Origin of the sequence: Acinetobacter lwoffii (assembly GCF_015602705.1) — a bacterium.
In the GTDB taxonomy this organism is placed as follows: domain Bacteria; phylum Pseudomonadota; class Gammaproteobacteria; order Pseudomonadales; family Moraxellaceae; genus Acinetobacter; species Acinetobacter lwoffii_E.
The window spans coordinates 540,601-562,133 of the sequence record NZ_CP059081.1; the positions used below are offsets into that span (position 1 = coordinate 540,601).

16 protein-coding genes and 1 pseudogene are annotated in these 21,533 nt (G+C 41.4%); 14 read left to right on the top strand and 3 right to left on the bottom strand.

Annotated features, from left to right (window positions below; all coding sequences use genetic code 11):
* Positions 1–96 precede the first annotated feature (96 nt).
* From kdpA to H0S56_RS02610, 5 genes are all read left to right on the top strand, one after another.
* A complete protein-coding gene (kdpA, locus tag H0S56_RS02590) occupies positions 97–1,821 on the top strand; it encodes a potassium-transporting ATPase subunit KdpA (protein ID WP_195725588.1) in 1,725 nt (574 codons plus the stop codon).
* A gap of 11 nt (positions 1,822–1,832) precedes the next feature.
* Entirely contained in the window at positions 1,833–3,875 is a 2,043-nt protein-coding gene (gene kdpB / locus H0S56_RS02595) for a potassium-transporting ATPase subunit KdpB (RefSeq protein WP_004733102.1), read from the top strand.
* A gap of 25 nt (positions 3,876–3,900) precedes the next feature.
* Complete coding sequence (gene kdpC, locus H0S56_RS02600) at positions 3,901–4,497, top strand: potassium-transporting ATPase subunit KdpC (protein ID WP_227554941.1); 597 nt, start codon at positions 3,901–3,903, stop codon at positions 4,495–4,497.
* A gap of 205 nt (positions 4,498–4,702) precedes the next feature.
* Positions 4,703–7,351 (top strand): sensor histidine kinase, encoded by a 2,649-nt coding sequence (locus tag H0S56_RS02605; RefSeq protein WP_195725590.1) that lies wholly within the window; start codon positions 4,703–4,705, stop codon positions 7,349–7,351.
* Positions 7,352–7,378: 27 nt separating this feature from the next.
* Positions 7,379–8,092, top strand: coding sequence for a response regulator (locus H0S56_RS02610; RefSeq protein ID WP_004281627.1), 714 nt, complete (start codon positions 7,379–7,381; stop codon positions 8,090–8,092).
* Between the two features lie 188 nt (positions 8,093–8,280).
* On the opposite strand, the gene H0S56_RS02615 is transcribed toward H0S56_RS02610, so the two are convergent.
* Together H0S56_RS02615 and H0S56_RS02620 are read right to left on the bottom strand one after the other, a co-directional pair.
* Entirely contained in the window at positions 8,281–8,523 is a 243-nt protein-coding gene (locus H0S56_RS02615; RefSeq protein WP_195725591.1) for a hypothetical protein, read from the bottom strand.
* 38 nt (positions 8,524–8,561) lie between these two features.
* Positions 8,562–8,972, bottom strand: a complete 411-nt coding sequence (locus tag H0S56_RS02620) for a transposase family protein (RefSeq protein ID WP_005400785.1) — start codon at positions 8,970–8,972, stop codon at positions 8,562–8,564.
* 234 nt (positions 8,973–9,206) lie between these two features.
* Between H0S56_RS02620 and H0S56_RS02625 the strand changes: the two genes are divergently transcribed.
* A complete protein-coding gene (locus tag H0S56_RS02625) occupies positions 9,207–10,622 on the top strand; it encodes a glutamine synthetase family protein (RefSeq protein WP_062034929.1) in 1,416 nt (471 codons plus the stop codon).
* Between the two features lie 10 nt (positions 10,623–10,632).
* On the top strand, positions 10,633–10,848 hold the full coding sequence (locus H0S56_RS14465; protein ID WP_004692350.1) for a hypothetical protein: 216 nt from the start codon (positions 10,633–10,635) through the stop codon (positions 10,846–10,848).
* A gap of 45 nt (positions 10,849–10,893) precedes the next feature.
* On the opposite strand, the gene H0S56_RS02630 is transcribed toward H0S56_RS14465, so the two are convergent.
* Positions 10,894–11,673 carry a TorF family putative porin gene (locus H0S56_RS02630; protein ID WP_004692349.1) on the bottom strand — a complete coding sequence of 260 codons (780 nt, stop codon included), beginning with the start codon at positions 11,671–11,673 and terminating at the stop codon, positions 10,894–10,896.
* Positions 11,674–11,869: 196 nt separating this feature from the next.
* Here H0S56_RS02630 and H0S56_RS14470 point away from each other — a divergent pair.
* From H0S56_RS14470 to H0S56_RS02660, 7 genes and pseudogenes are all read left to right on the top strand, one after another.
* Positions 11,870–12,058: pseudogene (locus tag H0S56_RS14470) on the top strand (hypothetical protein); the annotation flags it as partial.
* Between the two features lie 242 nt (positions 12,059–12,300).
* The gene (locus H0S56_RS02635) at positions 12,301–14,031 is read left to right on the top strand and encodes a class I SAM-dependent DNA methyltransferase (RefSeq protein WP_195725592.1); all 1,731 of its coding nucleotides are present in this window, start codon (positions 12,301–12,303) and stop codon (positions 14,029–14,031) included.
* Positions 14,021–15,424 (top strand): AlbA family DNA-binding domain-containing protein, encoded by a 1,404-nt coding sequence (locus tag H0S56_RS02640; RefSeq protein WP_195725593.1) that lies wholly within the window; start codon positions 14,021–14,023, stop codon positions 15,422–15,424. Before H0S56_RS02635 ends, H0S56_RS02640 begins: the two co-directional genes overlap by 11 nt.
* Positions 15,421–16,848, top strand: a complete 1,428-nt coding sequence (locus H0S56_RS02645; RefSeq protein ID WP_195725594.1) for a restriction endonuclease subunit S — start codon at positions 15,421–15,423, stop codon at positions 16,846–16,848. The genes H0S56_RS02640 and H0S56_RS02645 overlap by 4 nt, the downstream gene beginning before the upstream one ends.
* A gap of 2 nt (positions 16,849–16,850) precedes the next feature.
* The gene (locus tag H0S56_RS02650) at positions 16,851–17,549 is read left to right on the top strand and encodes a DUF3800 domain-containing protein (RefSeq protein WP_195725595.1); all 699 of its coding nucleotides are present in this window, start codon (positions 16,851–16,853) and stop codon (positions 17,547–17,549) included.
* Entirely contained in the window at positions 17,546–18,052 is a 507-nt protein-coding gene (locus H0S56_RS02655) for a hypothetical protein (RefSeq protein ID WP_195725596.1), read from the top strand. Before H0S56_RS02650 ends, H0S56_RS02655 begins: the two co-directional genes overlap by 4 nt.
* 175 nt (positions 18,053–18,227) lie before the next feature.
* On the top strand, positions 18,228–21,332 hold the full coding sequence (locus H0S56_RS02660) for a type I restriction endonuclease subunit R (RefSeq protein ID WP_195725597.1): 3,105 nt from the start codon (positions 18,228–18,230) through the stop codon (positions 21,330–21,332).
* Positions 21,333–21,533: the final 201 nt, after the last annotated feature.

A 21,533-nucleotide genomic window follows, 5' to 3' on the forward strand; every position in this document is an offset into this window, starting at 1 on the left:
GCATCAAAAAAATTGCGTTGTACTAAATAATCAAAATAAACGTTATTTCAATATCTGCATGCAGATTTCAGCTCTGAAACATAGGAGTGAAATGCCATGTTAGAGTTTGCTTTGCTTTTAGCCATCGTCTTTGTTCTGGCTTATCCCTTGGGTAAATACCTCGCAGCAATTATGCACAACCGCGATATGAAAATTGATCCTCTATTCAATTGGATTGAAAAGCCCATTTACGCGGTTTTAGGAATCAATCCCAAACGGGGGATGAATGTCAAAACTTATTCATTAAATTTTGTCATGAGCTGTGCAGTGATCGGTTTGGTGACTTGGACTCTATTTATGGTTCAAGCCAGCCTGCCGTTGAACCCAAACCATGCACCGAATATGTCATGGGATTTGGCGCTGCATACCATGATTTCGTTTCTGACCAATACCAACCAGCAGCACTATTCAGGACAGGCGCAACTGTCTTATTTATCGCAAATGGTCGGCATTGTCGGCTTGCAGATCTTCACGCCGATGATGGGCCTGGCGATGGTGGTGGCTACAGTTCGAGCACTGTTCTACAAACAATCCAATGCACTTTCTGAAACCGATCAACAGACCAGCTTTAAGCATAAAGTGCAACAAATTAATGTCGGCAACTATTGGGCCGATGTGATTCGTCCGACGTTCCGCTTTCTGATTCCTTTATGCATGGTTTGGTCATTATTGCTCACTAGCCAAGGCGTACCATCGACTTTTCAAGGCGGCCCAGAAGTTCAAGTCATCGACCAAAGCAGCGAATTAACAACGCAAAAAATACCTTTAGGCCCTGTTGCGCCCATGGTAGCAATTAAGCAATTGGGCAGTAATGGTGGTGGCTGGTATGGTCCGAACAGCAGTGTACCTTTGGAAAATCCTACACCATTGTCAAACTTTCTGGAAATGCTTGCGATTTTACTGATCCCTGTTTCGGTGATTTTCATGCTGGGCTTTTTCACCAAACGCGCCAAATTCGCGGGCTTTGTCTTTGCTTCGATGCTGCTGATGTCGAGCATTTCTGCGACTAGTGCCATCTGGTCAGAAAGTATTTCATCGACGTCGACATTGCTTTCCGCCATGGAAGGTAAGGAAGTGCGTTTTGGCGAGGCATCGTCTGCCTTGTGGTCAGCAGTCACCACCCAAGTCAATAACGGCTCAGTGGATATGATGCACGATTCATCTGCACCGCTCACAGGCATGGTGCAATTGTCCAATATGCTGATCAATGCCATTTGGGGCGGAATAGGCTGCGGTTTGCAGCAATTCATAATTTATCTGTTTTTAGCGGTCTTTATTGCAGGCTTAATGACCGGCCGAACCCCAGAATTGTTTGGCCGCAAAATTGAAGCCGGTGAAATCAAGCTGCTCGCTGTTGTGATTTTGATCCAACCCATCGTCATTCTTGGTTTAACCGCAATAACTGTATTTTTCCCTGAATTGACGGGCAACAGTAATCCGCAATACCACGGCATTTCTCAAGTTCTGTACGAATATGTGTCTGCATTTGCCAACAATGGCTCAGGCTTTGAAGGGCTATCAGACAATACCGTGTGGTGGAATGTCACATGCGGTATTGCTTTATTGCTCGGCCGTTTCCCGACATTAATTATTCCTTTAATCATCGCTACACGTTTAGCTGCCAAACGCCAAGCACCTGAAAGCAGCGGCAGTTTAAAAGTCGAAACGCCAACATTCGCACTGACTTTAATCGCCATTGTGGTGATGTTGACTTTATTGCAATTTATGCCAGTCCTGGTCTTGGGGCCAATTGCTGATCATCTGTTATTGGTTCAAGGTTAAGGGTGAGTACAATGAATCATTCAAAACAAACTGTTCAAACACAGCAAAACACTATCGCTTCAACCTTATTTCAAGCTGAATCATGGAAAAATGCCTTTATTAAACTGCTACCGCAGCATGTGATTAAAAATCCGGTGATGGCCATCGTTTGGCTTGGGACGCTGATTACACTGGTTAGTACAATTTTGGGGCAAGCCAGTCTGGTTTTTGGCTTATTGGTGACATTGATTTTATTTGTAACTGTTCTCTTTGCCAATTATGCTGAAGCCCTTGCCGAAGCTAAAGGCCGCGGACAGGCGTCATCCCTGCGTCAAGCGCGTCAAAATTTGACGGCGCGCCGGATCCATTCTAAAGATGATATGGATGGGGTGCAGATTTCAGCGGCTGAATTGAAAATGCATGACTTGATTGAAGTGCGTGCAGGGGAATTCATTCCCGTAGATGGTGAGATCATTCAAGGCTTTGCTACGATCAATGAAGCTGCTGTAACAGGTGAATCTGCGCCGGTACTGCGTGAAGCGGGTACGGATAAATCAGGGGTGATTGGGGGAACCAAAGTCTTAACCGACCGGATCATCGTGCAAGTGACCGCAGAGGCGGGAAATAGCTTTCTCGACCGAATGATTGCTTTAGTCGAAGGCTCAAACCGTCAAAAAACACCGAATGAAATTGCCTTAGGTATTTTACTGACCGTGATGACTGTGACTTTTATCATCGTCGTGGTCAGCCTGCCGTTGATTGGACATTTCCTGCATATTGAAATCAGCCCGATTTTATTGGTGGCGCTATTGGTCTGCTTGATTCCAACCACCATCGGCGGCTTATTGCCAGCTATTGGAATTGCAGGGATGAACAGAGCGCTCAAAGCCAATGTGATTGCCAAATCAGGCAAGGCGGTTGAAGTTGCAGGCGATATAGATGTTTTACTACTCGATAAAACCGGAACTATTACTTACGGTGACCGTCAGGCGACTGCTTTTTATCCCTTAACAGGAGTGACGGAGTCTGAACTTCGCCAAGCGGCGGTACTGACTTCTTTGGCCGATCCAACGCCAGAAGGTAAATCGGTGGTTGCTTTGGCCAAAGAGCAAGGTGAAAGAGTGGCCGAGCCTGAACAGGCTGAGTTTATCGCTTTTAATGCGTCCACACGCATTTCAGGCCTTAACTTGGCGGATGGTCATCAAGTGCGTAAAGGCGCTATGGATGCCATTCTTAAATTCGCTTCGCAAAACCTTGAAAATCATGCCGAACTGAAAGCGCGCGTAGAACAAATAGCTTCAAAAGGGGCAACGCCGCTGGTCGTGGCTAAAGATCAGAATTTGTTGGGTGTCATTGAACTATCAGACGTGATTAAGCAAGGCATTAAAGAAAAATTTGCGCGCTTACGTGAAATGGGCATTAAAACTGTGATGGTGACCGGAGATAATCCGCTCACAGCAGCGGCCATCGCAGCAGAGGCTGGTGTGGATGATTATATCGCTGAAGCGAAACCAGAAGATAAACTCACATGCATTCGAACCGAGCAAAACAAAGGACATTTGGTAGCGATGGTCGGTGACGGTACTAATGATGCACCGGCGTTGGCCCAAGCAGATATTGGCTTAGCCATGAACTCGGGAACGCAAGCAGCCAAAGAAGCAGGCAATATGGTGGATTTAGATTCTGATCCAACCAAATTGCTATCTGTGGTTGAAATAGGCAAACAGCAACTGATTACTCGCGGTGCATTAACCACCTTTTCCTTGGCGAATGATGTATCAAAGTATTTTGCAATTTTGCCGGCATTATTCGTCGCGGCAATTCCGCAAATGCATGTGTTAAATGTCATGCAACTAGGCAGTTCTGAAAGTGCCATCCTGTCTGCGCTGATCTTTAATGCGATCATTATTCCTCTGCTGATTCCAATTGCACTGCGCGGTGTGAAATTCAAACCTTCGACATCTACCCAATTATTGCGCCGCAACATGCTGATTTATGGTGTGGGCGGGGTGCTGCTACCGTTTATTGCCATTAAAGCGATTGATCTGCTGATCAGTCCAATCTTGGCCCTATAAATTTTTTGAGGATGACAAAGTGAATATGCAAAATCATCAATTGGCAGACTCATCATGGGGTGAGAAACTGCGCGCTTCGTTTGGAATGACCATCATTGCTCTAGGCTTATGCGGCTTTGTATATAGTGCTGCTGCAACCAGCTTAGGACAAATGCTCTTTCCAAAACAAGCCAACGGCAGCTTGATTGTCGAAAATAATCAAGTGATCGGTTCACACTTAGTGGCACAGCCTTTTGCCCAAGTTCAATATTTCCATCCGCGTCCATCTGCCGCAAATTATGATCCTATGGCGATGGCTGGAAGCAACATGGCGAGAACCAATCCGGAACTGCAGAAAGTCATAGACGAGCGGCTGAATCAAATCGCAGCGAAGGAACAGATTGAAAAATCTAAAATTCCTACGGATCTGGTCACCGCTTCAGGCAGCGGCATCGACCCTGAAATTAGTGTGCAATCCGCCATGATTCAAGTGAAGCGGATTGCCCATGCACGGCATATGTCTGAACAGGATGTCGAAAAACTAATTCAGTCGCATACGGTTCAGCCGACTTTTGGGATTTTAGGACAGGCACGTGTCAATGTGCTTGGATTAAATTTGGCTTTGGATCGGAGCGGGAAGTGATATGAATGGCTTGATGATTAAAATATAATGATTGAAAGCTATTGAATAATCTGAATTAAGTTATATACGATTGTTGGGCGAGGGGATGTTCTATACCTCCGCCCAACGGTGGCATCCATATTGCCCAGCAATAGCCAAGCTGACTTTAGACGCATTTAAATGAATTTAAAAACATCTTTTAAAGCAATAAATAAAGATTACTTCTATGACTGATCCACGAACCAATAAAGCCGATGTTTTGCTGCAACATACACAGCGTTATCAGTCTGGGCGGCTGACGATTTTTTTAGGCGCAGCTCCGGGCGTGGGAAAGACCTTTGCCATGCTGGTTCGTGCGCATGAACTGGCGCTGCAGGGTATTAATATCGTCATTGGCTATGTAGAAACGCATGGCCGTAGAGAAACTGAAAATTTAATTTCTGGTTTAGATATAATTCCGCGCAAGGTTATTGAATATCAAGGGCAGCATCTGGAGGAAATGAATCTAGATGCCGTTTTGGAAAAAAAGCCCAGTATTGTTTTGGTGGATGAATTTGCCCACACTAATATGCCCGGCAGCCGTCATGAAAAACGCTGGCAAGACATCAATGAATTATTAGATGCTGGTATTGATGTTTTTACCACCATGAACATTCAGCATTTGGAAAGTTTGAATGATGTGGTATATCAAATCACTGGGATTCGTGTCACTGAAACCGTGCCAGACCGGGTGTTCGAACGGATTAGAGATATCCGCTTAATTGATTTGCCTGTGAATGAGCTGTTGGAGCGCTTAAACCAAGGGAAGGTTTATGTGCCTGAGCAGGCGGAACAGGCCTTACAGCGATTTTTCAACAGCTCCAACTTAACGGCACTGCGTGAACTGGCAATGCAAACCGTTGCCAATTATGTTGATAATGATGTACGCGAAAATTTCGCCATTCAAGGGCTTGCTCAAATCCCCTTAAAAAATCATGTCTTAATTATGATTGATGGCAAAGGGCATTCTGAAGCTTTAGTTCGGACTGGATGCCGTATTGCCGAGCATCGTGCGGCAAAATGGACGGTTGTTGCTTTTTCTCATGATACGCAAATCATGAATAAACAGGAAAACTCGCAAAGCCGTGAAATTGAACGGGCTTTAAACTTAACGCGTCAAATGGGCGGAATGACAGAAGTCCTTCACGGCCAGCAACATGCTAAAACTTTATTTGATTATGTGATGGACCGCGGCATTTCAACCTTGGTTTTAGCACAAGCGGCTCCGCAAAAGTTTTCGCTGAATTTAAGGCTCAATTTGATTGATCAATTACTGCAATACCGGCCCAGTTTTGAACTCAGTATTGTGCCGATTATTGCAGAGAATAAGCATCTGTCCTTTTTCACTCAAAGGGCATTCTTGTCGCTGAGAGAAATACAGTACGTACTAGCCACCACGGTCATCAGCATTGTGATTGCAAGCTTAGGGGAAAAGTATTTAGGGATTGAAGATCTTTCGGTGATTTTTATCACCGCTGTGGTTTTTGTGGCATCAAAAACACGGATGCTGGCTGCAGCTTTTTCAGCCATCCTATTCTTTCTAGCTTATAATTTTTTCTTTATTTCCCCGCAATTTACATTTCAGATTTCTGCACATCAGGGGATTGTCACCGTGATTGCATTTTTGGGCGCGGCTTTAATTTCGAGCCGATTAGCGTCACGTTTGAAAGAGCAGGTGACTGCACTCAAAACGGCGAACAGTTATAACAGCATTATGCAGGATTTAGGGCAGAAGCTGTCCACAGCATTAGATTTGGCACAAATCAAGGAGATTGCTGAACATAGCCTGAGTAAAAATCTCAATGCAGATGTCTGGCTGTATTTCCCAGATACTGCAGCAACTCAAGCATCATCCACTATCATGAGTAATAAAGAAAAAATTTCAGCCGATTGGACATTCAAAAACCATCAACCGTCCGGTCGCTTTACCCAAACCTTGACGGAAAATGAGTGGTGGTTTTTGCCCTTATTGGCTTCCAAGCAATGCTTAGGCGTGGTGGGGTTGAAACTTAAAGATGTGCAAGCAGTAATCAATACGGAGCAAAAACAGCTCGCTGAACTCATGGTAGAGTATCTTGCGCAGGCGATTTTCCGCACCCAGCTGACCAAGGCTTTGGAAATAGCCAATGTGAATTCTGAAACGGAAAAATTGCGCTCGGCATTATTATCATCCGTATCACACGATTTACGCTCGCCTTTGGCGTCGATGATTGGAGCAGCGGATACTTTGAGCACTTACCGCCATTCCATGAATGAAAATGATCAGGACAGCTTGCTGGAAGCGATTCATTTAGAGGGGGAACGTTTAGACCGCTATATTCAAAACCTACTGGATATGACCCGTTTAGGCCATGAAGGCTTAAGCTTGAAGCGGGACTGGATTGGAGTTGATGAACTGATCGGTTCAGCAGTGCGTCGTTTAAACCGTTATATGCCAGATGCATTGGTTGAAGTGCATGCGCCTCAAGAATCTTTGAGTTTATTTGTACATGCCGCCTTGATTGAACAGGCCATTTTTAATGTGCTGGAAAATGCCGCAAAATTTTCACCAGAGAATAAAGCTGTGATGATTGAGGTGCAGCAGGTGAATGAAAATGAGATCGAAATTGCCATAACTGATAAGGGGCAGGGTATCCCAGAAGGTGAGCGGGAACGCATTTTTGACATGTTTTATACCATGCAGCGCGGTGACCGCGGGCAATATGGTACAGGCTTGGGCTTGACGATTGTGAAAGCGATTGTGGGTGCGCATATGGGGAAAATCATGGCATCATCAGGCAAGAACAATCAAGGAACATGTATCCGCATACAGCTTCCTATTCAGCAAATTACTTAAAGCATCTAGCAGCTTTTAGGTGGGAAAATGCCAGAACAGAATGAATCAGCCAGCTCCATGACCAATGTCTTGATTATTGATGATGAAAATCAGATTCGAAAATTCTTGGATATAGCACTCAGAGCGCAAGGCTATAAAACCCTTTTGGCTGAAAATGGCCAAAAGGGTTTGGAACTCCTAGCTTTGCAAGGCGCAGATTTAGTGATCCTCGATTTGGGTTTGCCAGATTTGGATGGTTATGAGGTTTTGTCTGAGCTTCGCACATGGTCGCACGTTCCAGTGATAGTGCTGTCTGTGCGGGCAAATGAAGAAGAAAAAGTGAAGCTTCTGGATGCTGGCGCAAATGATTATGTGACCAAGCCGTTTAGTGTTCAGGAGCTGATGGCGCGCATTCGTGTACTGCTTAGGCAGCATCAGCATAGTACTGTTGATACGGCAATTTTTGATGATGGCGTATTAAAAATCGATTTTTCCAAACGGCAGGTTTTTTTAAATCAACAATTGCTCTCCTTAACACGCAAAGAATATCAGCTGCTGAATTTATTGGCGAAAAATAAAGGCCAATTGATTACCCAGCCGCAAATACTGAAAGAGCTGTGGGGGCCAACGCACCAAGAAGATACGCATTATTTAAGGATTCTGGTTGCTAAATTAAGAGTGAAGTTAAATGATAATGCTGTGCAGCCTAAATATATTATTACTGAACCGGGAGTGGGTTTGCGATTTTTGAAGATTTATTAATATTAAATATGCCATTTATTTTACATGAGTAATTAGACCTCTTTCATAAATCATTTTTTGCTCAGTTCCAAGTTGTAGATTCCAGCGATTAAATTGAATCTCAAACTAAGCCTTTTACATCTATTTCGATAACGCTCAGCAAGGATTTTGAAGGTTTTCAGGTTGCCAAATACATGCTCAATTCCGATTCATCTTTTATTGATTTCTTGATTATAGATTTTCAATTCAGGATCCAATTTACAGTGTCTTTTGGCTTTTAATGGCAACAGGCTATTCGGATACAACACATAAATCCGCTGATAGCCTTTATCTGCCAGGATAAAAGCCCCAAAAGGAATCTGGTTTAAATTGCGTTTGAACAACTCGAAATCATGCACTGCCCCGCGACTGGCACATAAACTCAGAATTTGCTGAGTTTTGTAGTGAATCATGGCTTGTACTTTAAAGGTATGGGTCTTTTTTTTTGCCGCTATAGCTTTTCTTCTGTTTTTTTAGGCCTTTGGATTGGAATTTCCGTGGCATCCACGATCACAACATTCCAGTCGATGCCTTCGCCCTCGGGTAAATCTTTGGGTAAATTAAACAGATTGGACCGAAGCAGGCAGTCTTCAACATGACGGACAATTCTTGAGGCTGTGGGCTCTGAAACCCCGTAACTCGTCGCAACGTGAAATAAGGTTCGGTATTCCCGCCAATAGCTCAGACAGAGCAGAACCTGATCCTCCAGGCTTAACTTGGGCGGTCTGTCTTTGGCAGAGACATGCTTCTGCAATTGCTCAACCATCAAATAGAAAGTTGACCATGAGATGCCTGTGTATCGCTTGAACTGAGGATCAGAAAGCTTGTTTGAATCGATGTATTTCATCCGCAGATTATGCACGAATGCTAAGAAATCCGGAGTGCAAATATTAACCAAAAAGAAGATCGTTTTTTGATTTATGAAAGAGATCTATTGTTATTTTATGTTTTAACTTATTTTAAATTAGCTTTTTCGTGGTTTTAATAGTTTAAAAAATAATCATATTAGTTGGGTGCTTTTTTACGGTTTATTTACGTTACATTCGGTAGAACTTGTTTTATTTTGATCATTGTTAATATTTAACAGGACAAAATAATGAGTAATTTACTCATGGCTAGACATAATATAGCTGACGAAAAAGCGGTCCCTGAATCCATGCCATCTGCGCGTCAATGCTGCGATATTGAAGATATTCTATTTTCAGAAGAAATCGAAAACTATCTGCAGCGCTATCCCAATACCCGTCATGTTGAGATTTGCCTGCACGATCTGAATGGTCATGTCCGCGGCAAGCGCATAGATATTGTCGGTCTAAAAAATATTGCACAAGGCTGTTATTTCCCAATGTCTATTTATGCCATGAGTCTTGATGGAGAAGTGATTGAAGAATCGGGTTTAGGAAAATCGATCGGTGAGCCGGATTATTTATGTAAACCTATATTGGGAAGCCTGCAGCCCTGCGCTTTAAATCCAGAGTCCAAGGCACAGTTATTCCTAACCATGAAAGATGACAATCATCAAGATTGCGAAGTTGAACCGCGCAATATTTTAAAAAAAAGTTTAAGAGCGCTGCATGATCAAAACTTTTATCCTTGCATGGCCGTAGAATTGGAGTTTTATTTATTTGACAGCAATGAAAAATCTGGCTCCAATCAGATTTATTTAAATCAATGTTTTGATGTGAATGCGCAAGATAAATATCAAGACGTTCTGGATGAAATTGAACGGATTGCCCTTTTGCAGGGGATTCAGATTACAGGCTTAGTCTCGGAATCATCTTCCGGGCAATACGAAATTAATATTCAGCATAGCGGTGATATTTTGAAGCTATGCGATCAGATCATGATGCTAAAGCGCACCATTAAGCAAGTCGCTGTAGAACATGGGTTACATGCAAGCTTTTTGGCTAAGCCTGATCTGAATAAAGCGGGCAGCGGCATGCACTTTCACATGAGTTTGTTAAATCAAGACCAGCAGAATATTTTCAGCATGAAGCAGAATCCTTTACCGTCACGGCAATTATTAAAGGCGATCAGCGGGCTGATAGTCTTGCTGCCGCCGTCCATGGCGGTGCTTGCCCCGAATGTAAACTCATTCCGCCGGTTTAAAGCTGGAAACCATGTGCCCTTAGAAGCTAATTGGGGCATGAATAACCGCAATGTGGCCATTCGCATACCATGTTCGGACAATGAAAATCAACGCTTGGAATATCGTGTTGCAGGTGCGGATTGCAATCCTTATTTAACTGCAGCCCTGATTTTGATCGGCACACTGCATGGGTTGACACAGAATCTAGAAATTCCACAGCAAGCCACTCAGATAAAAAATAAACATCAGCCGCACTTTTTAAGTACGAATCAGCTGGATGCTTTAACATTTTTTCACCGGAATACTGTTTTGCAAAAATATCTCGGCAAAAGATTTATGGAATTATGGTGTGCAGTTAAACGTGCTGAGCATCAGTATATGTACAGCCAAATTACTTTGATCGAACAACATTGGGATATTTAACTGCTTAAAAATGTATAACACGATAAATAATGAAGATGATGCTAGAAATCAGAAGCTCAATGAAGAATTATATTTGAAGTATAGTTTACAGGAAATTGATTCTGACATTTTAGTAAAGAAATACCAGTATGCGTCAAAAAGTATGAAAAAAATAATTCATACTATTTTTAAAGAAAGAGGTTTTAATCGAAGTGAGATAGATCATATATTGAAATCACTCAAGTAAAATAATTATGCCAATAGTATTGCTGATACTATTGGCATTTAACTTTTAAAAAGATTTAGTCAGGGTGAATACTGCTTCAGTTTTTACCCCTTTTTTATTTTGACTTGTAAAGTCTTTGGTTTTTAAATTACTACCAACCGCTGCTAATTCTGCATTTATTCCCATTGGCTTATAGCGGTAAGTTGCACCAATTTTCCAATCAAAAAAATGGTCTTTTGCTTCAGAACCATAAATGTCCTGATTTGCTTTGGAATAACCTAAGCTAACATTTGTGCCAAAATTAGTTTGAGCAATCGGTGTAGCATATAAGACATTAAAATACCAATTTGAGATATCTTTACCTATACTGTCACTGGCAGCTTTGCCGCCATAGTTATAGGTATAGCTTATGCTTGGTGTAAAGCTATCGTTCTGATGCAGCAACGCATTAAAGATCATTTTGAAATAGTATTCATTATAATTTAAATCGCTGTTGCCGATGTAATTGTAGCGCAGCATGCCAAGATCAACTGCAGGATGGATTGAACCTAGCGCGATTGGCGCTGTATAGCCGATCTGGGGATCCAGTTCTAAATTTACTTCGTCATCAAAATCAACATTCGATGCAAATGCAGCAAGATAAAATCCTGAAGCATGGCTTAAAACAAAGTTTCCCTGCAAGGCCGGATCATTCTGGGTTTGCGTTTGGCCGCGCCAGCGGTAGTCGCTGGCCAATGATACATTACCTGAAAAGCTTAAAGCGGGAGAGCTTTCATCTCCAGTAGCAAAAGCATAACTTGAATAGAGCGGTATAAGGCTAAAAAGTAGATGGTATAATTTTTTCATAACACTTTAAATTAGTAGTCATTGAAGTAATGTATGTTATGGTTTAATTTATTGATATATAATAAAATTATCGTAAATTTTGCGTAAAATAAGTATAAAATTTAAGATGAATATTTTTTAAAGTCGCAGATTCAAATCCCAAGTGCAACACATTTGTAGTTAGTTGAAAAAGTTAGGTGTATTCATAGAATCATTAGACTTTACCGCAAGGAAGGGTTTCGCCAATGCCAAATTTGAGGTGCATGCAGAGGAAGGGTTAGAGGTGCTGGAGGAATACTATCCTGAACAAGAACAGAACCGGGCGGTGGAGCAACAAGCTTAGCATGAAGGGTTTGTGCAGGATATTCAGCAGGGGTTGCAGCAATCAGTCAGACCCGTCAACTAATCGATTAGTTGGAAAAGAGCAGCTTTCTAGGTTGCTCTTTTTTTTTACGACAGTATTAGTCGTGGGAGTTGTCAAAGTACTATTTTAGCTATAGTTATCCCGTTAAAATGACAAGACTTAATTAATCTCTATTTTTTTGTTAAGTGCATGACTTTTAATAGGTCGCAGATATGCTAACTTAGCAACATTGTTTAACATTAAGTATAAAACCAAAGCGGTTGATCTTGGATTGAGGAAATAAAATGCATTCATTGGAACAAAAGTTTCTAAATGACTTAGATGACAAGCTTTGGAAAGCCGCCGATAAATTACGCAGCAGTCTAGATGCAGCCAACTATAAGCATATTGTTTTAGGGTTGATTTTCTTAAAGTACGTTTCTGATGCCTTTGATGAACGACAGTCTGAGCTCAAGACTTTATTCGCTCATCATGATGACAACAATATCTACTACATGGCACGTGATCACTATGATAGCGATGAAGAATACCAACAGGCTATTGCTGACGAACTAGAAATACTGGATTACTACCAAGAAAAAAACGTGTTTTGGGTGCCAAAAGCAGGCCGCTGGTCAAATATCCGTGATGCAGCCGCTTTACCAATTGGCTCAATCATTTGGCAGGATGAACAAGGTGCAGACGTCAAACTGCGTTCGGTATCATGGCTGATTGACAATGCTTTAGATGAAATTGAAAAAGCCAATCCAAAGCTTAAAGGTATCCTGAATCGCATTGGTCAGTACCAGCTGGACAATGACAAGCTACTTGATCTGATCAATACCTTCTCTGACACCAGCTTTACTAAGCCTGAATATAATGGTGAAAAACTCAGTCTGCACAGTAAAGATATTCTCGGGCATGTTTACGAATACTTTTTGGGACAGTTTGCCTTGGCTGAAGGCAAGCAGGGTGGTCAGTACTATACGCCTAAAAGCATCGTCACCTTGATCGTTGAAATGTTGCAGCCTTATAAAGGTCGTGTGTATGACCCTGCAATGGGTTCAGGTGGATTCTTCGTATCCAGTGAAAAGTTCATTGAACAGCATGCTCAGGAAAAGCATTACAAAGCCTCCGAACAGAAAAAGCATATTTCTATTTATGGGCAGGAAAGCAACCCGACCACATGGAAATTGGCTGCTATGAACATGGCGATTCGTGGGATTGATTTTAATTTCGGTAAAAAGAATGCAGACAGCTTTTTAGAGGATCAGCATCCAGACTTGCGTGCTGACTTTGTTATGGCCAATCCGCCTTTTAATATCAAGGATTGGTGGCATGCTTCTCTAGAAAATGATGTGCGCTGGAAGTATGGTACACCGCCACAAGGTAATGCTAACTTTGCTTGGATGCAACACATGCTGCACCATCTATCACCTACGGGCAGTATGGCATTGTTACTTGCCAATGGTTCGATGAGTTCCAATACCAACAATGAAGGTGAGATCCGTAAGAACTTGATCGAAGCTGATCTAGTGGAATGTATTGTTGCATTACCAGGACAACTGTTCACCAACACGCAAATTCCAGCCTGTATTTGGTTCCTAACCAAGGACAAAAAGAATGGCTTGTCTTTAGATAAAAAGAAAGCTAACCGTGAAGGCAAGACCCTGTTCATCGATGCCCGTAATTTGGGCTATATGAGAGATCGCGTACTGCGTGACTTTACCGATGCAGATATTGCTAAAATCACCAATGCTTTACATGCTTGGCAACAAGGCGAAAATTTTGAAGGCGAAGCGTATCAAGATGAGAAAGGTTTCTGCTTCTCTGCTGAGTTAAAAGATATTCAGAAGCACGACTATGTATTGACCCCAGGGCGTTATGTGGGTGCAGTCGAGCAGGAAGATGATGGCGAGCCATTCGCTGAGAAAATACTGCGTTTGACTGCTCAGCTCAAAGAACAATTTGCTGAAAGTGCGGTCTTGGAAAGTGAGATTAAAAAGAATCTAAAGGGCTTGGGTTATGAGTTCTGATCATCCTTTATTGCAAGAAATTCAGAAGGGTGAAAGTCAAACCCTTGAATTTAAAGAGCAGTTACCGAAAGGGCAACAGGTGGCAAAGACTCTGATTGCTTTTGCCAATACCAGTGGCGGTAAATTGGTAGTGGGTGTAAGTGATGATCGCCAACTCGTAGGTATTCAAGATGATATTTTTGAGTTGCAAGATCAGATCACTTCGATGATCAATGAACTCTGTATGCCGAACATCTATATCGAGAATATCCAAGGCATAGAGTTGCTAGTGATTGAAGTCAGCCGTGGTTCGTTATTGCCTTATTATCTCAAGCCGCAAGGCAAGGCACAGGGAACCTATATCCGTCTAGGTGCAAGTAATCGTGTGGCATCGCCTGAGTATATCCAGCAACTTGAATTGCAACGTCTGAACCAAACTTTTGATGAACAGCCGAATCCGCAATACAGTTTAGATGATATTGATTTACAGCCTTTAAAGCAAGCCTTTGCTGAGCTGGGCAAAGAACTGTCTTTGCAGAAAATGCGTAATCTTAAATTGATCATTCAGCAAAATGGACAGGATTATCCTAGTCATGGGTTACTCATTTTGTTGGGGCTTTATGAGCAGGTTGAGATTAAATGCAGCCGCTTTAAAGGCACGACCATGACAGTATTTTTGGATAAAAAAGAATACCGTGGCGACTTATTTAGTCAGTTGAAGCAAACAGAGCAATTCATCAAAAACCATCTGCATCTACGTGCAGAAATTTTAGGGTTACAACGTACAGAAAGTTATGAAATCCCCATTCCTGCTATTCGTGAAGCCTTGGTGAATGCAGTGCTGCACCGTGACTATAGCAATGCAGGGCGTGATATTAAGGTTGGCATTTATGATGACATCCTGAATATTGTATCCCCGGGTGGCTTGCCCAATGGTCTGACTGAAGAAGATTTGGCTCAAGGTCGTTCTGAGATCCGTAACCGTGTTTTGGCGCGTGTGTTTAAAGAGCTGGGTTATATCGAGCAGTGGGGCAGTGGTATTGCCCGTATTAAAGATCTTTGTTTACAAGCAGGTAATGCAGAACCTCAACTGAAAGCACAAGGTGATTTTGTCGATTGGGAATTTTATCGTCCTTCGACTGAGAAAATAGGTGGCTCAATAGGTGGCTCAATAGGTGGCTCAATAGGTGGCTCAATCCAAGAAACTATGCTGACAGATCGTCAAAAAGAGATTTTAGTTTTAATTCAACAGAACCCGAAAATTTCCTATCGTGCTATGGCGGAGCAGCTCGGTATTAATGAGTCAGCAGTGAAAAAGCATTTGAATCATTTAAAAGATGCAGGTTGGCTTGAGCGTATTGGTGGAACGCGTGGTTATTGGGCGATTAAGAAAAAAGTTGGGGGTGTTGTGTGAGTTCTACTCTACGTTTGTTTTGGGAAGCTGCGGGCGGTAATGTGCCTGAGCATTGGGAATTTAAAACAATAGATGAGTTATTAGAGCATCCGAAGGCTATCTCAGTTGGTGTGATGTATCCGGGATCTGATACTGATGGTGGTGTTCCTTTAATTAAGGTTTCTGATGTTAAAAATGGAGCAATTGCATCACGCCCTTCATTTTGTATCAGTAACAAAGTTGATGAAGAGTATAAAAGGACTCGTTTAAATGGTTCGGAGCTTTTACTGACATTAGTCGGTAATCCCGGTGATTGTGTAATCGTAACTGATGAAATGTGTGGCTGGAACGTGGCTAGAGCATTGGCTGTGATTCGCCTGAAAGATACTCAATTGCGGTCTTGGATACGTTATGTACTGGCAAGTAAGCCCGCACAACATTTAATAGAAGCTAGATTAAATACCACAGTTCAAAAAACCTTGAATTTAAAAGATGTACGGGAAATTGGCATTCCAATTCCTCCTAGAGAAGAACGTGATTCAATAACAAAAGTAATTGATTCAATTGAGAAAAAGACATTACTTAATACGCAAATTAACCAAACACTAGAATCCATCGCCCAAGCCATTTTTAAAAGTTGGTTTATCGACTTTAACCCTGTGCGTGCCAAAATTGCAGCTAAGCAGGAAGGTAATGATCCTGAGCTTGCTGCGATGTGTGCGATTAGCGGTAAAAGTGAAGCGGAAATTGAGCAAATGGCAAAAGATGATTTTGCTGAATTACAGGCGACTGCCGCGCTATTTCCTGATGAGTTAGTAGAGAGTGAGTTAGGGGAAGTGCCGAAGGGGTGGGATGCAACAGCTTTAGGAAATTTTCTTGAAATTAAACGAGGTGGCTCCCCTAGACCAATTCAAAACTTTATGGCACCTACAGGATATCCATGGGTTAAGATTGCTGATGCAACAGCTGATCCTTCGCCTTTTTTATTTAAAACAAAAGAATTTATTATAAAAGAAGGGCTGAAAAAAACTGTTTATCTCAAAAAAGGTTCGTTAATATTAACAAATAGTGCAACACCCGGATTACCTAAGTTTTTAGAATTAGATGCATGTATTCATGATGGATGGTTATATTTTCCTCAAAAAAAACATTTTTCAGATAATTATTTATATTTCTTATTCTTAAAATTAAGAACTCAACTAGTTGCTCAGGGTAATGGTAGTGTTTTTACAAACCTAAAAACAGATATTTTGCGTAATCAAGTTGTTTTAGTACCAACTAGAGAGGTTATTGAAAAATTTGATCTTCAAGTTGGCAAGATATTAAAAATGATGAAAACTCAGTGTATTCAATCCAGTAATTTATCTGATTTGAGAGATGCTTTATTACCAAAGCTACTATCGGGTGAGTTGGACGTGTCGGGTTTACAAATCGAGGTGGCTTGAGCGTGAGTGTTTTTAATATTTATTGTGATGAAAGCTGTCATCTCGAAAATGATGGCTTTGCTGCAATGGTACTTGGTGCAATATGGTGCCCAGATTCACATCATAAGTATTTAGCAAGAAAAGTTAAGCAACTCAAAAAAGAATTTGAGATCTCTGCAAATAATGAAATTAAATGGACGAAAGTTTCTAAAAGCAAACTCCCATTTTATAAAGCACTCGTAGATTTATTTTTTGATGAACCTCTTCTTTATTTTAGAGGTGTTGTGATTCCAGATAAAAGTAAATTAAATCATGCAAACTTTATGCAGAGTCACGATGATTTTTATTATAAGCAATGGTACTTACTGCTGAATCGTTTAATTGCACCAAATCATAATTACAAAATCTATTTAGATATCAAAGATACTAAGGGACAAGAGAAAGTAACAAAGTTGCGTGAGGTTTTATGCAATGCGAATTATGATTTTGATCGCACTATTATCCATTCAATAGATTTGGTGCAATCACATGATGTTTTGTTGCTACAGTTAGCAGACTTGTTTATAGGTGCTTTATCGTATTTACATAGAGGGCTAAAGACGAGTGAAGCGAAGCTTGAACTCATTCATTATTTACAAAATCGTTCACGATTGAGCCTGCAGCAAAGTACATTGCTTAAAGCGGAAAAGTTTAATTTGTTCATATGGAGTCCTCAATATTGAATACTCCTCCTGAACTGATTGCTTTTGCGGGATTTGATAGCTGGAATGACTATGAAAATGAAATCTATGCAATTTATTTAGAAACAGTCGTCAATGCCAACTTATTGTTTTTGAATACACCAGTAAAAGTCAGATTTCGTCCGACAACAAAAGATAAAGCTTTTGGCTTTTGGCATTTGATTTCTGAAGCTGCAGATCAAAATAATAAAAATGAAGAGGACAGACTTCCAGATCTAAAGCGTTGTGAGAGAATTCGGTGGGTGGCTTGGTGTATAATGAATGTACATCAAGCAGGTTTTCTATATTGGGAAAATCAGCGCGGTAGAGAAACACATGTTGTTATTTGGGCGGAACATCTGGATTTTGTTGTTATTTTAGCTAAGCGTAAAACAGATTTAGATGAAAAATATTATTTATTGAAAACAGCGTATTGCCTAAGAGAGCACACAAAACGGAAACTTAGAAAAGAATATGAAAGTTTTCATACCCCTAAAAAAGGCTAAAGCCCCGATATATTACTATATAAGGACTTCGTATACTCCTTCTACACTCGGTAGATGAGCTAGGCACATTATAAGTAAACTGATATAGGGTCGCAATAGCAGTTACAAAAGATAATGTCTATATAAATGGTAATTAAAGATCAGAATTTAAAGTTTAAATGAATAGGGGGAATCCATGAACGAAACACAACTTGAAAACCTTTGCCTCGATTGGTTCGCCGAAAATGGCTGGGAAGTCGTTCATGGTATTGATATTGCACCGGATAGCAGTAATCCTCTACGCAAAGACTATAAACAGATTTTAATCGAAGCTGATTTACAGGCGGCTTTTGAACGCTTAAATCCCCATTTGCCTGCAAGCTGTTTTGAGCAGGTTTGGCAAAAACTGAGCAAGCCTGAAAATTTGGATTTAGTCATTAATAACCGTGCTTTCCACCGTATGTTATTGGAAGGTGTACCTGTCACCTATAAGAAACAGGACGATTGGGTACATGACCATGCCTTCTTGGTGGATTTCAGCCATGTGCATCAAAACCGATTTGTGGCGATTAATCAATTTACTATTCTAGGTACTAAACAACCTCGACGTCCTGATATCATTTGCTTTATCAACGGTATTCCGTTTGCTGTGTTGGAGTTAAAAAGTCCAACCGATGAAAATGCGGATATTTGGGATGCCTTTAACCAGCTGCAAACCTATAAAGAAGAAATCTCGGATCTGTTTGTTTTTAATGAAGCCTTGGTGGTGAGTGATGGCGTAACGGCTCGTGTGGGTTCACTGACTGCGAATCAGGAACGCTTTTTGCCGTGGCGTACCATCAAGAATGAAGATGATAAACCTGCTTTAGAATGGGAACTAGAAACGGTGATTCGAGGCTTCTTTGACCGAGAATTGTTTCTTGATTACATCCGATTCTTTGTGTTGTTTGAAACAGATGGCGAAAAGATCATTAAGAAAATTGCAGGCTACCATCAATTCCATGCGGTTAGAGAAGCCGTACAAGCGACCATTGCGGCAGCCAATCCGAATGGGGATAAGAAAGCAGGTGTTGTTTGGCATACCCAAGGCTCGGGTAAAAGTATCTCTATGTGTTGCTATGCAGGCAAGCTATTACAGCAGCCCGCTATGCACAACCCAACCTTGTTAATCGTGACTGACCGTAATGACTTGGATGGACAGCTCTTTGAAACCTTTAGCAATGCTCAAGAATTATTAAAGCAAACGCCAGTACAAGCCAATAACCGCGATGAGCTAAGACAGCTTTTGGCTGAGCGTGAGTCTGGTGGCATCATCTTTACCACAGTACAAAAATTCGCATTACTAGAAGGTGAGAGTGAGCATCCATTATTGAATGGACGCCATAATATTGTTGTGATGTCAGATGAAGCACATCGTAGCCAATATGGTCTGAAAGCAAAACTGAGCAATGATGGCACATACAAGTTCGGCTATGCCAAGCATATGCGCGATGCCTTAAAGAATGCTGCTTTTATTGGCTTTACTGGAACCCCGATTTCGAGTGAGGATAAAGACACCCGAGCTGTCTTTGGTGATTATGTTTCCATCTATGACATTCAGGATGCCGTCGATGATGGTGCAACCGTCCCAATCTACTACGAATCACGCTTGGCAAAGCTGGACATCAATCAGACTGAAATTGAAGATTTATCTGATCAAGTCGATGAAGTTGTAGAAGATGAAGAAGATGTTGGTAACCGAGAAAAGACCAAGAGTGAGTGGAGCCGACTAGAAAAACTGGTGGGTGCCACACCACGACTAAAACAGATTGCTGCGGATTTAGTCACACACTTTGAAGCCCGAACCGAAGCCACGGCAGGTAAAGGTATGATTGTCACGATGAGCCGAGAGATTTGTGTTCATCTCTACAATGAGATTGTTGCTTTGCGCCCAGATTGGCATGACCCTGATCCTGAAAAGGGTAAAATCAAAATTGTGATGACAGGTTCAGCTTCAGATAAACCATTGTTACAGCCACATATTTACAACAAGCAAGTTAAAAAGCGTCTGGAAAAACGATTCAAGGATGTAAACGATCCCCTGCAACTGGTGATTGTACGCGATATGTGGCTTACAGGTTTTGATGCACCGTGTACACACACCATGTATATCGATAAGCCAATGAAAGGCCATAACCTCATGCAGGCCATTGCACGTGTGAACCGTGTTTTTAAAGATAAGCAGGGTGGACTAGTTGTTGACTATATCGGCATTGCTAATGAATTGAAGCAAGCATTAAAAACCTATACCGATGCCAAAGGTAAAGGTGAGCCGACTTTACGTGCAGAAGAAGCCTATGCAGTTCTTGCTGAAAAGATGGATGCCATACGAGGAATGTTTGCCAAAACCAATGAGCAGGTAGGCATGGATTTAAGTGCTTATGAAACTCAGGCACACCGACTGATTATCTCCGCAGCTAACTATGTGCTGAGCTTAAAGGATGGTAAAAAGCGTTTTCTTGATTTAGTCCTGGCAACCAATAAAGCCTTCTCTTTATGCAGCACCTTGGATGAAGCGAAGAACCTGCACAAAGAAATTGCCTTTTACTCAGCCATTAAAGCGGTCATTAGCAAGCATACCTCTGTAGATCGTAAACTGTCGCAAGCTGAAAAGGACAGTACACTAAAACAGATTCTGGATAATGCTGTCATTGCAGATGGGGTAACAGATGTTTTTGCAATGTGTGGTTTAGATAAACCAAACATTGGCTTGCTTTCAGATGAGTTCTTAGAAGATGTACGGCAGATGCCATATCGTAATTTGGCAGTTGAACTTCTAGAAAAGTTGTTGAATGACGGCATTAAAGCAAAGACGCGAAACAATGTGGTACAGGAAAAACGCTTCTCTGACCGTTTGCAGGAAACCTTGAGGAAATACAATAACCGAGCGATTGAAACTTCTCAGGTCATTGAAGAACTCATTCAAATGGCAAAAGAATTTCAGGCAGAGATGCAGCGTGAAGCATCACTTGGGTTAAATCCAGATGAAATCGCTTTCTACGATGCCTTGGCGAATAATGAAAGTGCTGTCAGAGAGCTTGGAGACGATACGCTGAAACAGATCGCACGAGAGATTACAGAGAAGCTACGGAAATCAACGACGGTCGATTGGCAGGTTCGGGATAGTGTGCGTGCTCAGCTGAAAATATTAGTACGTCGTACTTTGCAGCGTTGGAAGTATCCACCTGATAAAGCAGCTGAAGCGATTGAGTTAGTGATGAAGCAGGCTGAGCAGTTGTCGAATGCTTGGACGAGTGGATAAGTCAAATTCAATCAATATTAGACTTGTAAATGATCCAAAACTCCATACATATTTTTTAAATGAATTATAAGGATAAAATATTTTTTATCCTTATAATTCATTGTCTTTAGTGAGGAAATAATACTAAAATAGCAATTTGATTAAATGAAATATAACACTTTTTTGTAAAATCGAAATTTTAATGAAAATTAAAATATTAAA

Excerpts from the sequence above, each read along its gene's own strand:
- kdpA (WP_195725588.1), top strand. The coding sequence starts at position 97 with ATGTTAGAGTTTGCTTTGCTTTTAGCCATCGTCTTTGTTCTGGCTTAT.
- kdpB (WP_004733102.1), top strand. The coding sequence starts at position 1,833 with ATGAATCATTCAAAACAAACTGTTCAAACACAGCAAAACACTATCGCT.
- kdpC (WP_227554941.1), top strand. The coding sequence starts at position 3,901 with ATGCAAAATCATCAATTGGCAGACTCATCATGGGGTGAGAAACTGCGC.
- H0S56_RS02605 (WP_195725590.1), top strand. The coding sequence starts at position 4,703 with ATGACTGATCCACGAACCAATAAAGCCGATGTTTTGCTGCAACATACA.
- H0S56_RS02610 (WP_004281627.1), top strand. The coding sequence starts at position 7,379 with ATGCCAGAACAGAATGAATCAGCCAGCTCCATGACCAATGTCTTGATT.
- H0S56_RS02615 (WP_195725591.1), bottom strand. The coding sequence starts at position 8,523 with ATGATTCACTACAAAACTCAGCAAATTCTGAGTTTATGTGCCAGTCGC.
- H0S56_RS02625 (WP_062034929.1), top strand. The coding sequence starts at position 9,207 with ATGAGTAATTTACTCATGGCTAGACATAATATAGCTGACGAAAAAGCG.
- H0S56_RS14465 (WP_004692350.1), top strand. The coding sequence starts at position 10,633 with ATGTATAACACGATAAATAATGAAGATGATGCTAGAAATCAGAAGCTC.
- H0S56_RS02630 (WP_004692349.1), bottom strand. The coding sequence starts at position 11,673 with ATGAAAAAATTATACCATCTACTTTTTAGCCTTATACCGCTCTATTCA.
- H0S56_RS02635 (WP_195725592.1), top strand. The coding sequence starts at position 12,301 with ATGCATTCATTGGAACAAAAGTTTCTAAATGACTTAGATGACAAGCTT.
- H0S56_RS02640 (WP_195725593.1), top strand. The coding sequence starts at position 14,021 with ATGAGTTCTGATCATCCTTTATTGCAAGAAATTCAGAAGGGTGAAAGT.
- H0S56_RS02660 (WP_195725597.1), top strand. The coding sequence starts at position 18,228 with ATGAACGAAACACAACTTGAAAACCTTTGCCTCGATTGGTTCGCCGAA.